At 49.0% G+C, this 13,672-nt stretch carries 12 protein-coding genes and 1 tRNA gene; 10 read left to right on the forward strand and 3 right to left on the reverse strand.

What is annotated here, in order from left to right; translation table 11 throughout:
* The first annotated feature begins 148 nt into the window (after positions 1 to 148).
* Positions 149 to 391, forward strand: coding sequence for a YfdY family protein (locus FEK47_RS08280; protein ID WP_130216891.1), 243 nt, complete (start codon positions 149 to 151; stop codon positions 389 to 391).
* Positions 392 to 405: 14 nt separating this feature from the next.
* Here the strand turns inward: FEK47_RS08280 and FEK47_RS08285 are convergent.
* Positions 406 to 480: transfer RNA gene (locus FEK47_RS08285), tRNA-Arg, on the reverse strand.
* Between the two features lie 75 nt (positions 481 to 555).
* Positions 556 to 1,488, reverse strand: coding sequence for a formate/nitrite transporter family protein (locus FEK47_RS08290; RefSeq protein WP_130207308.1), 933 nt, complete (start codon positions 1,486 to 1,488; stop codon positions 556 to 558).
* A gap of 78 nt (positions 1,489 to 1,566) precedes the next feature.
* Between FEK47_RS08290 and FEK47_RS08295 the strand changes: the two genes are divergently transcribed.
* Together FEK47_RS08295 and mlaA are read left to right on the forward strand one after the other, a co-directional pair.
* Positions 1,567 to 1,755, forward strand: a complete 189-nt coding sequence (locus FEK47_RS08295) for a hypothetical protein (protein ID WP_130207306.1) — start codon at positions 1,567 to 1,569, stop codon at positions 1,753 to 1,755.
* Positions 1,756 to 1,780: 25 nt separating this feature from the next.
* Positions 1,781 to 2,536 carry a phospholipid-binding lipoprotein MlaA gene (gene mlaA, locus FEK47_RS08300; protein ID WP_130207304.1) on the forward strand — a complete coding sequence of 252 codons (756 nt, stop codon included), beginning with the start codon at positions 1,781 to 1,783 and terminating at the stop codon, positions 2,534 to 2,536.
* A gap of 61 nt (positions 2,537 to 2,597) precedes the next feature.
* Here mlaA and fadL read toward each other — a convergent pair whose 3' ends face one another.
* On the reverse strand, positions 2,598 to 3,938 hold the full coding sequence (gene fadL / locus FEK47_RS08305; RefSeq protein ID WP_024212665.1) for a long-chain fatty acid transporter FadL: 1,341 nt from the start codon (positions 3,936 to 3,938) through the stop codon (positions 2,598 to 2,600).
* A 371-nt stretch (positions 3,939 to 4,309) separates the two neighbouring features.
* Between fadL and FEK47_RS08310 the strand changes: the two genes are divergently transcribed.
* From FEK47_RS08310 to FEK47_RS08340, 7 genes are all read left to right on the forward strand, one after another.
* Complete coding sequence (locus tag FEK47_RS08310) at positions 4,310 to 4,594, forward strand: YfcZ/YiiS family protein (RefSeq protein ID WP_001296261.1); 285 nt, start codon at positions 4,310 to 4,312, stop codon at positions 4,592 to 4,594.
* A gap of 179 nt (positions 4,595 to 4,773) precedes the next feature.
* Positions 4,774 to 6,084: an acetyl-CoA C-acyltransferase FadI gene (gene fadI / locus FEK47_RS08315; protein WP_138183160.1), complete on the forward strand. Its 1,311-nt coding sequence runs from the start codon at positions 4,774 to 4,776 to the stop codon at positions 6,082 to 6,084.
* The gene (gene fadJ, locus FEK47_RS08320) at positions 6,084 to 8,228 is read left to right on the forward strand and encodes a fatty acid oxidation complex subunit alpha FadJ (RefSeq protein WP_135487465.1); all 2,145 of its coding nucleotides are present in this window, start codon (positions 6,084 to 6,086) and stop codon (positions 8,226 to 8,228) included. The genes fadI and fadJ overlap by 1 nt, the downstream gene beginning before the upstream one ends.
* A 202-nt stretch (positions 8,229 to 8,430) precedes the next feature.
* Positions 8,431 to 8,916 (forward strand): phosphohistidine phosphatase SixA, encoded by a 486-nt coding sequence (gene sixA, locus FEK47_RS08325; protein WP_135487466.1) that lies wholly within the window; start codon positions 8,431 to 8,433, stop codon positions 8,914 to 8,916.
* A 672-nt stretch (positions 8,917 to 9,588) separates the two neighbouring features.
* Positions 9,589 to 10,152 (forward strand): fimbrial protein, encoded by a 564-nt coding sequence (locus tag FEK47_RS08330; protein WP_135487467.1) that lies wholly within the window; start codon positions 9,589 to 9,591, stop codon positions 10,150 to 10,152.
* Positions 10,153 to 10,234: 82 nt separating this feature from the next.
* Positions 10,235 to 12,880 carry a fimbrial usher protein YfcU gene (gene yfcU, locus FEK47_RS08335; protein WP_135487468.1) on the forward strand — a complete coding sequence of 882 codons (2,646 nt, stop codon included), beginning with the start codon at positions 10,235 to 10,237 and terminating at the stop codon, positions 12,878 to 12,880.
* Positions 12,881 to 12,899: 19 nt separating this feature from the next.
* Complete coding sequence (locus FEK47_RS08340) at positions 12,900 to 13,652, forward strand: fimbria/pilus periplasmic chaperone (RefSeq protein ID WP_135487469.1); 753 nt, start codon at positions 12,900 to 12,902, stop codon at positions 13,650 to 13,652.
* Positions 13,653 to 13,672 lie beyond the last annotated feature (20 nt).

Below are 13,672 nucleotides of genomic sequence, written 5' to 3' on the forward strand. Positions count from 1 at the left end.
TCAAGTGAATATTTTTCAGTGATTTATAGTGATGTCGATAATGTATTGTTTTTATTAATATTTTGCTGAAATTGCCAGTGGTTAAGAATTGTCTTACTATTGGAGTAATTGAAGTAACACGTTTTTTAGCACGGCAGGAGGTTGAGCTATGATTTATTTATGGATGTTTCTCGCCCTGTGTATCGTCTGCGTTAGTGGATATATCGGTCAGGTATTAAATGTAGTTTCTGCTGTCTCTTCATTCTTCGGCATGGTCATCCTTGCCGCACTCATTTATTACTCCACGATGTGGTTAACCAGTGGCAATGAGTTGGTCACGGGAATATTTATGTTTCTTGCACCAGCCTGCGGATTGATGATTCGCTTTATGGTGGGGTACGGAAGGCGGTAATCAAGACGTTAACATGGTGTCCCCTGCAGGAATCGAACCTGCAATTAGCCCTTAGGAGGGGCTCGTTATATCCATTTAACTAAGAGGACAGTGCGGCATGAGTATACCCGCTAATGGACTGCGGGGTAAGTACACTGCCGCTCGATTGCTTAAACGCTCGCCACTCATGCTGGATTTTTATCATTTTTCTTAATGTTTTCCGCACGTTCTGCTTTCTGACGTGCTTCTTCTTTTCGCTTATTGCTCATGTCGTTGCGAATTTGCGCATGACTCATCAACGCGAAGATAAAGGTGCCGCCACAGATGTTTCCCGCCAGAGTGGGAAGCGCAAATGGCCAGACAAAATCGCTCCAGTGTAGTGTGCCGTTAAATACCAGATAGAGGATCTCTACGGAACCGACAACGATATGAGTGGTGTCTCCCAGGGCGATAAGCCAGGTCATCAAAATAATCACTACTATTTTTGCCGCACCCGCCGCCGGAAACATCCATACCATAGTAGCTATTAGCCAGCCGGAAATGATCGCATTGGCAAACATCTCGCTGGGCGAGTTCTTCATCACATCCATGCCGATTTTGACAAACGCATCGCGGGTTTCTTCATCAAAAATAGGCATATACTCAAAAGCCCACGCCGCAATACCCGTTCCCAGAATATTACCTAACAGAACAACGCCCCAAAGTCGCAGCAATAAACCAACATTGCCCATTGTCGGTTTTTGCATTACGGGCAGTACCGCAGTAACTGTATTCTCGGTGAATAATTGCTGGCGCGCCATAATAACGATAATAAAACCAAAGGTATAACCGAGATTCTCCAGCAAGAAACTCCCTGGCACACCTTCTAGTTCGACATGAAATATCCCTTTTGCCAGTAGCGATGCACCCATCGACAGACCTGCTGCAATAGCTGACCACAGTAGCGCCATTGCGTCGCGTTCCAGCTCTTTTTCACCGTCCTGACGAATATGTTCGTGGATAGCCATTGCCCGGGAAGGGAGCCGATCTTCATCTATTTCAATTTTTTTTCCGCGCTCTTTTTCTTCACTCTCGACTTCAATTTCGTCGCTGTGTTTATCAATTTTATCGTTATCCATGGTGAGTTCTCTTGATTAGCACGTATAGCTAAAGCGTAGCGGCTTTTTTGCTCGCAACTGGCGGGAGTTACTCTGAAAATGAATAAAAGGCAACGTTTGCCTTTTTCTGTTTCTATAGAATCAAGTAGCCTACAGGGCGGTGATTACCAGGCTATGATCAAATCAGCAAAACAGGGCGTATGGACATCATTTGACGTGCTGTTACAATCGCCCACACCTAAACAGGCGGATACGGTATCGTTCCGTCATGGATGGCAAACTGCATAAGCCATAAAAAAACAGGGAGACATTTATGAAGCTTCGCCTGTCGGCGCTTGCTCTGGGAACTACGCTTCTGGTGGGGTGTGCGAGTTCCGGAACAGATCAGCAAGGGCGTTCTGACCCGTTAGAAGGGTTCAACCGCACCATGTACAATTTTAACTTCAATGTGTTAGACCCGTATGTGGTTCGACCGGTGGCTGTCGTGTGGCGTGATTATGTTCCGCAACCGGCACGTAATGGGTTAAGCAACTTTACTGGCAACCTTGAAGAACCTGCAGTGATGGTTAACTACTTCCTGCAGGGCGACCCTTATCAGGGGATGGTCCACTTTACCCGCTTTTTCCTGAACACTATTTTGGGGATGGGCGGTTTTATTGATGTTGCAGGGATGGCGAATCCGAAACTGCAACGAACGGAACCTCACCGTTTTGGTAGCACGCTCGGTCACTATGGCGTGGGGTATGGGCCTTATGTTCAGTTACCGTTCTACGGTAGCTTCACGCTGCGTGATGACGGCGGTGATATGGCTGATGGCCTCTATCCAGTGCTTTCGTGGTTGACCTGGCCGATGTCGGTAGGTAAATGGACGCTTGAAGGTATCGAAACGCGTGCGCAACTGCTGGATTCTGATGGCCTGCTTCGTCAGTCGTCCGATCCTTACGTCATGGTGCGCGAGGCGTACTTCCAGCGTCATGATTTCATCGCCAATGGCGGAGAACTCAAACCGCAGGAAAACCCGAATGCGCAAGCGATTCAGGATGATTTAAAAGATATCGATTCTGAATAAGAAGCCAATAAAAAAGGTGAGTTGAAAAACTCACCTTTTTTGTTATTAAACTAACGTGTTATTAGAACGCGTAGTTAAAGTTAGTACCGAACAGCCAGGCTTTACCTTCAGATTCGAAGGAATAAGCTGCCGCTCCTTCACCTTCGGTGAATTTCACTTTCTGACCATGCATATAAGATGCGCCAACGTCAATGGATGCATCTTCATTAAATGCGTAGGTTAACCCAGCACTTAACCACAAACGATCCTGGTCAGGAATGGAAATAGAACGTTTATCTGCCGGAACCGGGCTGTCGTCATAAGCGATACCGGTACGGAAGGTCCAGTTTTTATCGTAATAGTAGGTTGTACCCAACGCGATACGATATGCATCCCGGAATCCTTCATCTTTATAGAACAGAGTCTGACCACTATCGCCTTTCGCTTTCAGTTCCTGGAACTGGCTCCAACTGGTATAGGCCATGCTGTAGTGAATTGCCCACTGCGGCGCAACACGGTTATAACCAGAAATCTCCCACATCTCAGGTAAATTCAGCGTCAGGGACCCATTTTGGGTTGCACCCATCGTGCCATATGGTAAGCCCATGTTACCCAAAATATTGTTCAGATTTGGGTTAATGGAGCTTTTGTAATCCCCTTCGAAGTCGATTTTAACTTCTGAACGATATGTCAGGCCCCAACGGTTATCTTTATCCAGTTCATAAAGAATACCCGCGTTCCAGCCAAAGCCCCATTCGTCACCTTTCAGATGAGCAATTTGAGAGTCCGGAGTATTAATACCATTGGTTAATGAAGCGGGTACACCCTGGGCAATCAACTGTTGAGACAACAAAGGCCCCAGCGAACCTGCGTAACGCTCAATTTTTGCCTTGGCGTAAACAGCATCAAAACCAAGACCAAAACTCCAGCTATTGTTAAGGCGATAAGCCCCGCTAAGGTTAAGGTTGATTGTCTGCAGATCGGTTTTACCGCCATAGATACCAGCCGCGTAGTTATCGGTAAATTCCGTAGCCAGGCCGTAGTTGGAAGTTATTGACGCTCCCCAACCAAACTGATCGTTAATAGGCGCGACAAAGTGCAGGTTAGGTACCCACGCTGTCGGCGCGATATTTTTAGCATTTGCACTCTGACCGGTTAAATTAGAATGTCCGGTAATATCTACATCCGGGTCAATATAAACCGCGCCCGCTGAAAAAGTTGGGCGGTCAAACATGGTAATCAACGCGGGGTTACGGCTGACGTTACCGGCATCATCGGCAATTGCGCCTTCCCCTGAATAAGCCCGGCCCAGGCCTGAGGAAGAAAATTCGTTTAGCTGAAAGCCTGCCGACCAGGCCTGGGTGGAGATAAGTGCCACTGCGACTGCGAGAGCAGACTTTGTAAACAGGGTTTTCTGGCTCATGACCATAACCTCAATAATTTATTTTTATACAAACTATGTTACGTGCTGTAACAGGAGCGCGAAGTGTAGGGTCTGATGTACATCTTAGAAATCAGACCAGTGGCGAGAGTATAGGTCGGACCAGATGGAATGTTGCAAGTATGTTTCTATGTTTTTTCAAATATGATCTAAGAAACGCGATCCAGCTGGCAAAATTTGGAGGTGGCGCACTCATAGATTTGGGTGAATTTTGTTTTAGATCATTTTTAAGTGTGATTTCGGTCACTTATCCGATTTTGCAGAATTAACAACTGGAGTGGCACTTTTCAGAAGCGTAAAATATCCGCAACGTTTATCTGGCACCTTAGGTGCACATACAGAGGAAATCAACGATGAGTAAATGTAGTGCTGATGAAACCCCGGTTTGCTGCTGTATGGATGTTGGCACCATTATGGACAACTCCGACTGCACCGCGTCTTATAGCCGCGTGTTTGCAAACCGCGCAGAAGCAGAACAAACGCTGGCGGCGCTGACTGAAAAAGCCCGTAGCGTGGAATCCGAACCGTGCAAAATCACCCCGACTTTCACTGAAGAGTCTGACGGTGTGCGCCTGGATATCGATTTCACTTTTGCCTGCGAAGCTGAAATGCTGATCTTCCAGCTGGGTCTGCGTTAATTCCTCTCGGGTACGTACGCCCCTGCCAGCAACAGGCAGGGGCGTTTTCTTTTCTTTCTCCTGTCTTCACTGTGTCATAGCTCCCACTTTCCCTTTTCTCCGCTTGGCTAAATGTAAAAAAATGGTTAAGACTATGATCAGGTCAGACCACTTTATGTCTTTTTTTACAGGGGAAGGTTATGGGTCAGGTTTTACCGCTGATTACCCGTCAGGGCGATCGTATCGCCATCGTTAGCGGGTTACGTACGCCTTTTGCCCGCCAGGCGACGGCTTTTCATGGCATCCCTGCTGTTGATTTGGGGAAGATGGTCGTAGGCGAATTGCTGGCACGCAGCGAAATTCCCGCAGAAGTGATTGAGCAACTGGTCTTCGGTCAGGTTGTGCAAATGCCGGAAGCGCCCAACATTGCGCGTGAAATTGTTCTCGGCACTGGAATGAATGTGCATACCGATGCTTACAGCGTCAGCCGCGCTTGCGCTACCAGTTTCCAGGCGGTTGCAAACGTCGCAGAAAGCCTGATGGCGGGAACTATTCGAGCGGGGATTGCCGGCGGGGCAGATTCCTCTTCCGTATTGCCAATTGGCGTCAGTAAAAAACTGGCGCGCGTGCTGGTTGATGCCAACAAAGCTCGAACCATGAGTCAGCGCCTGAAACTTTTTTCTCGCTTACGTTTGCGTGACTTAATGCCGGTGCCTCCGGCAGTGGCGGAATACTCCACTGGATTACGGATGGGCGACACCGCCGAACAAATGGCGAAAACGTACGGCATCACCCGTGAACAGCAAGATGCGTTGGCCCACCGTTCGCATCAACGTGCCGCCCAGGCGTGGTCAGAAGGTAAATTAAAAGAAGAAGTCATGACCGCTTATATCCCGCCTTATAAACAGCCTCTTGCGGAAGATAATAATATTCGCGGCAATTCCACGCTTGCCGATTACGCAAAGCTGCGCCCGGCGTTTGATCGCAAACACGGAACGGTAACGGCGGCAAACAGTACGCCGCTGACCGATGGCGCGGCAGCGGTGATCCTGATGACTGAATCCCGGGCGAAAGAATTAGGGCTGGTGCCGCTGGGATATCTGCGCAGCTACGCATTTACCGCTATTGATGTCTGGCAGGACATGCTGCTCGGTCCGGCCTGGTCAACACCGCTGGCGCTGGAACGTGCTGGTTTGACAATGGCCGATCTGACGTTGATTGATATGCACGAAGCCTTTGCAGCTCAGACACTGGCGAATATTCAGTTGCTGAGTAGTGAACGTTTTGCTCGTGTAGTACTGGGGCGTGCACATGCCACTGGCGAAGTGGACGATAGCAAATTTAACGTGCTTGGCGGTTCGATTGCTTACGGGCATCCCTTCGCGGCGACCGGCGCGCGGATGATTACTCAGACCTTACATGAACTGCGGCGTCGTGGCGGTGGGTTTGGTTTGGTGACTGCCTGTGCCGCAGGTGGGCTTGGCGCGGCAATGGTTGTGGAGGCGGAATAATGGAAATGGCATCAGCGTTTACCCTCAATGTCCGTCTGGACAACATTGCCGTTATCACCATTGATGTTCAGGGCGAGAAAATGAATACCCTGAAGGCGGAATTTGCCTCGCAGGTGCGCGCCATTATTAAGCAACTTCGCGAAAACAAAGAGTTGCGCGGCGTGGTGTTTGTCTCCGCTAAACCAGATAACTTCATTGCTGGCGCAGATATCAACATGATCGGCAACTGCAAAACGGCGCAAGAAGCGGAAGCTCTGGCGCGGCAGGGCCAACAGTTGATGGCGGAGATTCATGCTCTGCCTGTTCCGGTTATTGCCGCTATTCACGGCGCTTGCCTGGGTGGCGGGCTGGAGCTGGCGCTGGCATGTCATGGCCGCGTCTGTACTGACGATCCTAAAACTGTGCTCGGCTTGCCGGAAGTTCAGCTTGGATTATTGCCAGGTTCAGGCGGAACTCAGCGTTTGCCACGCCTGACAGGTGTCAGCACAGCATTAGAGATGATCCTCACCGGAAAACAACTTCGGGCGAAACAGGCGTTAAAGCTGGGGCTGGTGGATGACGTCGTTCCGCACTCCATTTTGCTGGAAGCCGCTGTTGAGCTGGCAAAGCAGGATCGTCCATCTTCCCGCCCTCTACCTGTACGCGAGCGAATTCTGGCGGGGCCGTTAGGTCGTGCATTGTTGTTCAAAATGGTAGGCAAGAAAACAGAGCAAAAAACTCAGGGTAACTATCCAGCAACAAAACGCATTCTTGACGTTATTGAAACCGGTTTAGCGCAGGGAACCAGCAGTGGCTATGACGCCGAAGCTCGGGCGTTTGGTGAACTGGCGATGACGCCGCAATCGCAGGCGCTGCGCAATATCTTTTTTGCCAGTACGGAAGTGAAGAAAGATCCCGGCAGTGATGCGCCGCCTGCGCCATTAAACAGCGTGGGGATTTTAGGCGGCGGGTTGATGGGCGGTGGAATTGCCTACGTTACTGCCTGTAAAGCAGGTCTGTCGGTAAGAATTAAAGATATCAATGCCCAGGGCATAAATCATGCGCTGAAATACAGTTGGGATCAGCTGGAGGGTAAAGTACGCCGTCGTCATCTCAAAGCCAGCGAACGCGACAAGCAACTGGCATTAATCTCGGGAACGACGGACTATCGCGGCTTTGCCCATCGAGATCTGATTATTGAAGCGGTGTTTGAAAATCTCGAATTAAAACAACAGATGGTGGCGGAAGTGGAGCAAAATTGCGCTTCTCATACCATTTTTGCCTCGAACACGTCCTCTTTACCGATTAGCGATATCGCCGCTCACGCCACGCGACCAGAGCAAGTTATCGGCCTGCATTTCTTCAGCCCGGTGGAAAAAATGCCGCTGGTGGAAATCATCCCTCATGCGGGGACATCGGCGAAAACCATCGCCACCACGGTAAAACTGGCGAAAAAACAGGGCAAAACGCCGATTGTGGTAAAGGATAAAGCTGGGTTTTATGTCAATCGCATCTTAGCGCCGTATATTAATGAAGCTATCCGTATGTTGACCGAAGGCGAACGTGTTGAGCATATTGATGCCGCGCTGGTGAAATTTGGTTTTCCGGTGGGGCCAATCCAACTTTTGGATGAGGTAGGAATTGATACCGGGACTAAAATTATTCCTGTACTGGAAGCAACTTATGGAGAACGTTTTAGCGCGCCTGCAAATGTTGTTTCTTCAATTTTGAATGATGATCGCAAAGGCAGAAAAAATGGCCGAGGTTTCTATCTTTATGGCCAAAAAGGGCGTAAAAGCAAAAAACAGGTCGATCCCGCCATTTACCCGCTAATTGGTGTACAAGGGCAGGGGCGACTCTCCGCACCGCAGATTACTGAACGGTGTGTGATGTTGATGCTGAATGAAGCAGTACGTTGTCTGGACGAGCAGGTTATCCGAAGTGTGCGTGATGGGGATATTGGCGCGGTATTTGGAATAGGCTTCCCGCCGTTTCTTGGTGGCCCGTTCCGATATATCGATGCTCTCGGCGCGGGGGAAGTCGTTGCAATAATGCAACGACTGGCCACGCAGTATGGTTCTCGTTTTACCCCTTGCGAGCGTTTATTAGAGATGAGCGAGCGCGGGGAGAGTTTTTGGAAAACAAGTGCAACTGACCCTCAATAAAAGGGTCAAAGCTATATGAATCCGCGCTGAATGGCGGAGTATTGGTCAAAATGTAAACGCATGTTGACTATACTTGCGCCATTGAGGTAAAAAACAGCGTTTCATTCGGTGAATGGATAAGGCACAATGCCGGCCACCGTCTCGTTTCTCTGGTTTCAGATGAAACAAGACGGGCGAATCTGGTTAACAAAAGCGGTGCAATATGCAAGTTTTTATCATGCGTCACGGCGACGCAGCCCTCGATGCCGCCAGTGATTCGGTTCGTCCTCTGACCACTAACGGTTGTGACGAATCTCGCCTGATGGCGAACTGGCTGAAAGGTCAAAAAGTGGAAATCGAACGCGTTCTGGTGAGCCCGTTCCTGCGAGCCGAGCAAACACTGGACGAAGTAGGGGATTGTCTGAACCTGCCTTCCAGTACAGAAGTTCTGCCGGAGTTAACGCCCTGCGGCGATGTTGGTCTGGTCAGTGCCTATCTGCAGGCGTTGACCAATGAAGGTGTTGCTTCGGTACTGGTGATCTCCCACTTACCGTTAGTCGGATATCTGGTTGCCGAGTTATGTCCGGGCGAAACGCCGCCTATGTTTACCACTTCGGCTATTGCCTGCGTAACGCTTGATGAAAGCGGAAACGGCACATTCAACTGGCAGATGAGCCCGTGTAATCTGAAGATGGCAAAAGCTATCTGATGAGTTCCAAATTATGCCCGATGAGGTTGATTCATTGGGCATAATTGCTCATCAGGCTGCGGATGTTTGTAAACCTCACTGCTATCGAAGACTTTCCCCATCTATAAATAAAACACTTTTTTCTTTCATTCGGAAATTATTCTTCTGCGCGTCTTGATTTTGCTCAAAGTTACATGGTGAAATGAAGAATATCTGTTTGACGCTCATTATCATTTATTAATAGAGATAATCGAGTTGAATAATCAGGCAGGATGTAATTGAAACTTGATTAAATTATGGCTATAGTGTTTATATATTATATCGTCAAAAGCGGGTAAATGCCAATCGCATTATATGTTCATTGTTTGTTTTTTAATCTTTCGATATTCATTGTTGATATGCTTCCTGCTTTTTCTAAATATATACTTCGTGTTTCCTGAGGATATCCTTAAGATAATCTTTCCCCTGTCAATATATTAATTAAATCTACATTTACTCTTTAGTAAAATTAAGTTGAATTAGGGGAGGGGTACCATCACTATTCTACCCCACACCAACGAATACAATTTTCTACGACCTGTTCTTTTTGGATCGCATGCCGTATTCAATGGCTGGGTATAAACATTGACTATTGACTGAATCAATGTATTGCAATGTTTATATTTTCAATTATTTATAGTTTAAGGACAAATAATGAGTAAGTTTGTTAAAACAGCTATTGCTGCGGCAATGGTGATGGGTGCGTTCACTTCTACTGCAACAATCGCTGCGGGCAACAACGGTACTGCACGTTTTTACGGCACCATCGAAGACTCTGTGTGTTCTATCGTCCCGGACGATCACAAACTGGAAGTCGATATGGGTGATATCGGTGCAGAAAAACTGAAAAACAACGGCACCACCACGCCGAAAAACTTCCAGATTCGCCTGCAAGATTGCGTATTTGATACTCAGGAAACAATGACCACCACCTTCACTGGCACGGTTTCTTCTGCGAACAGCGGCAATTATTACACCATTTTCAATACCGATACGGGTGCGGCATTTAACAACGTTAGCCTGGCGATCGGTGACTCTCTGGGAACCTCTTATAAAAGCGGCATGGGTATTGACCAGAAAATCGTGAAAGATACTTCCACCAACAGAGGTAAAGCGAAGCAGACACTGAACTTTAAAGCCTGGTTGGTCGGCGCGGCTGCTGCGCCAGATCTGGGTAATTTCGAAGCAAATACCACCTTCCAGATTACTTACCTGTAAGGCGTACCCCCATAGTGACAATGCTATGGGGGTATTTAAATGGATTTTGACCGAACAATAATAAAAACGGATAGAAACGTGTATGCCTGACCATTCTCTTTTTCGATTACGGATACTTCCGTGGTGCATTGCGCTGGCAATGTCAGGGAGTTATAGCAGTGTCTGGGCTGAAGACGACATTCAGTTTGATTCCCGTTTTCTGGAATTAAAAGGCGACACGAAAATTGATCTGAAGCGTTTTTCCAGTCAGGGATATGTTGAGCCCGGAAAATACAATTTACAGGTTCAACTAAATAAACAGCCATTGGCGGAAGAGCACGATATTTACTGGTACGCTGGTGAAGATGACGCGAGCAAAACTTATGCTTGTCTGACACCGGACCTGGTGGCGCAGTTTGGTTTAAAAGAAGATGTGGCGAAAAATCTGCAATGGAGCCACGATGGTAAATGCCTGAAACCCGGTCAACTGGAAGGCATGGAAATTAAGGCTGATTTAAGCCAGTCCGCATTAGTCATTTCATTACCGCAGGCTTACCTCGAATATACCTGGCCCGACTGGGATCCGCCTTCTCGTTGGGATGATGGCATCTCCGGGATCATCGCGGACTACAGCATCACTGCGCAAACACGACACGAAGAAAATGGCGGTGATGACTCTAACGAGATCAGCGGCAACGGGACGGTCGGGGTTAACCTGGGGCCGTGGCGTGTGCGTGCCGACTGGCAGACCGACTATCAACATACTCGCAGTAATGATGATGACGATGAATTTAGCGGCGATGACACACAAAAAAAATGGGAGTGGAGTCGCTACTATGCCTGGCGGGCGTTACCGTCATTGAAAGCCAAACTGGCGCTGGGCGAAGATTACCTCAATTCCGATATTTTCGACGGTTTTAACTATGTTGGCGGCAGTGTCAGTACTGACGATCAAATGTTGCCTCCCAACCTGCGCGGCTACGCGCCAGACATTTCCGGCGTGGCACACACCACAGCAAAAGTGACCGTCAGCCAGATGGGGCGTGTGATTTACGAAACGCAGGTTCCGGCTGGGCCGTTTCGTATTCAGGATCTTGGTGATTCCGTCTCCGGTACGTTGCATATTCGCATTGAAGAACAGAACGGCCAGGTGCAGGAATATGACATCAGCACCGCCTCGATGCCATACCTCACTCGCCCAGGCCAGGTTCGCTATAAAGTCATGATGGGACGTCCGCAAGAGTGGGGTCACCATGTCGAAGGGGGATTTTTCTCTGGTGCTGAAGCCTCCTGGGGGATCGCTAACGGTTGGTCGCTATATGGCGGCGCGCTGGGAGACAAAAACTATCAGTCTGCGGCACTTGGCATCGGTCGCGATTTGTCTACGTTCGGCGCGGTTGCGTTTGATGTTACCCACTCGCATACCAAACTGGATAAAGACACCGCTTATGGCAAAGGTTCGCTGGACGGTAACTCCTTCCGTGTGAGTTATTCCAAAGACTTTGACCAGCTTAACAGTCGCGTCACCTTCGCTGGATATCGCTTCTCGGAAGAGAACTTTATGACCATGAGCGAGTACCTGGATGCCAGTGACAGCGAAATGGTCCGCACGGGCAACGACAAAGAGATGTACACCGCCACGTATAACCAGAACTTCCGCGATGCGGGTGTTTCGGTTTATCTCAACTATACCCGCCATACTTACTGGGATCGCGAGGAGCAGACAAACTACAACATCATGCTCTCCCACTATTTCAATATGGGTAGCATTCGCAATATGAGCGTTTCCCTGACTGGCTACCGCTACGAGTATGACAACAGGGCGGATAAGGGCATGTACATTTCGCTCAGTATGCCGTGGGGCGATAACAGCACCGTTAGCTATAACGGCAACTATGGAAGTGGGACGGACAGCAGTCAGGTCGGTTATTTCAGCCGTGTCGATGACGCGACTCACTATCAGTTGAACGTCGGCACCAGTGACAAACACACCAGCGTTGATGGCTACTACAGCCATGATGGTTCGCTGGCGCAGGTTGACCTCAGCGCGAACTACCATGAAGGGCAATACACCTCTGCGGGCTTGTCGTTACAGGGTGGCGCGACGCTTACTGCCCAAGGCGGCGCGCTTCACCGTACCCAGAATATGGGCGGGACACGCCTGTTGATTGATGCCGATGGTGTTGCCGATGTTCCGGTGGAAGGTAACGGAGCTGCTGTTTATACCAATATGTTTGGTAAAGCCGTCGTTTCTGACGTCAATAACTATTACCGCAATCAGGCGTATATCGACCTCAACAAACTGCCAGAAAACGCCGAAGCAACCCAGTCGGTGGTGCAAGCCACGCTAACTGAAGGAGCCATTGGCTACCGCAAATTTGCTGTCATCAGTGGTCAAAAAGCGATGGCTGTGCTGCGTTTACAAGATGGCAGCCATCCACCGTTTGGCGCAGAAGTGAAAAATGATAACAAGCAGACAGTGGGCCTCGTCGATGATGACGGCAATGTTTATCTGGCTGGGGTGAAACCAGGCGAACATATGAGCGTGTTCTGGAGTGGTGTTGCACATTGCGATATCAACCTGCCGGACCCGTTACCGGCCGATCTGTTTAACGGCTTGTTACTACCATGCCAGCATAAAGGAAACGTCGCGCCGGTTGTTCCTGATGACATAAAGCCTGTCATTCAGGAGCAGACGCAGCAGGTGACACCTGGCAATCCCCCTGTTTCTATTTCAGCTAACCAATAACGTGATTAAGGAATGATCCATGTCTGATTTACTTTGCTCTGCCAAATTGGGTGCTACGACGCTGGCGTTACTGCTCAGCACTGCCAGTTTGTCTGCCCAGGCATCTGTAACGCCAGATCGTACCCGTTTGATATTTAATGAAAGCGACAAATCAATCAGCGTGACGCTGCGCAATAACGATCCGAAACTCCCTTATCTGGCTCAAAGCTGGATTGAAGATGAAAAGGGTAACAAGATCAGCTCGCCGTTAACCGTTCTGCCGCCAGTGCAACGCATCGATTCAATGATGAACGGGCAGGTAAAAGTGCAGGGAATGCCGGATATCAACAAATTACCTGCCGATCGTGAAAGCATGTTCTACTTCAACGTGCGCGAGATCCCGCCAAAATCAGACAAACCCAACACCCTGCAAATCGCGCTGCAAACGCGTATCAAGTTGTTCTGGCGACCAAAGGCGCTGGAAAACACCAGCATGAAAAGTCCGTGGCAGCATAAAGTTACTTTAACCCGCAGCGGTCAGGCATTTACCGTCAATAACCCGACGCCATACTACGTGATTATCAGCAACGCCAGTGCGCAGAAAAACGGTAATCCGGCTACGGGGTTCTCGCCTCTGGTCATTGAGCCGAAAACCACAGTTCCGCTGAATGTGAAAATGGATAGCGTACCGGTGCTGACTTACGTCAACGACTTTGGCGCACGGATGCCACTCTTTTTCCGCTGTGACGGCAACACATGCCAGGTGGATAAAGATCAAAGTCTCAAGGGATGAGGTTAAGAGATAACGGATGA

The sequence above is a fragment of the Escherichia sp. E3659 genome (assembly GCF_005781135.1).
Taxonomy (GTDB): domain Bacteria; phylum Pseudomonadota; class Gammaproteobacteria; order Enterobacterales; family Enterobacteriaceae; genus Escherichia.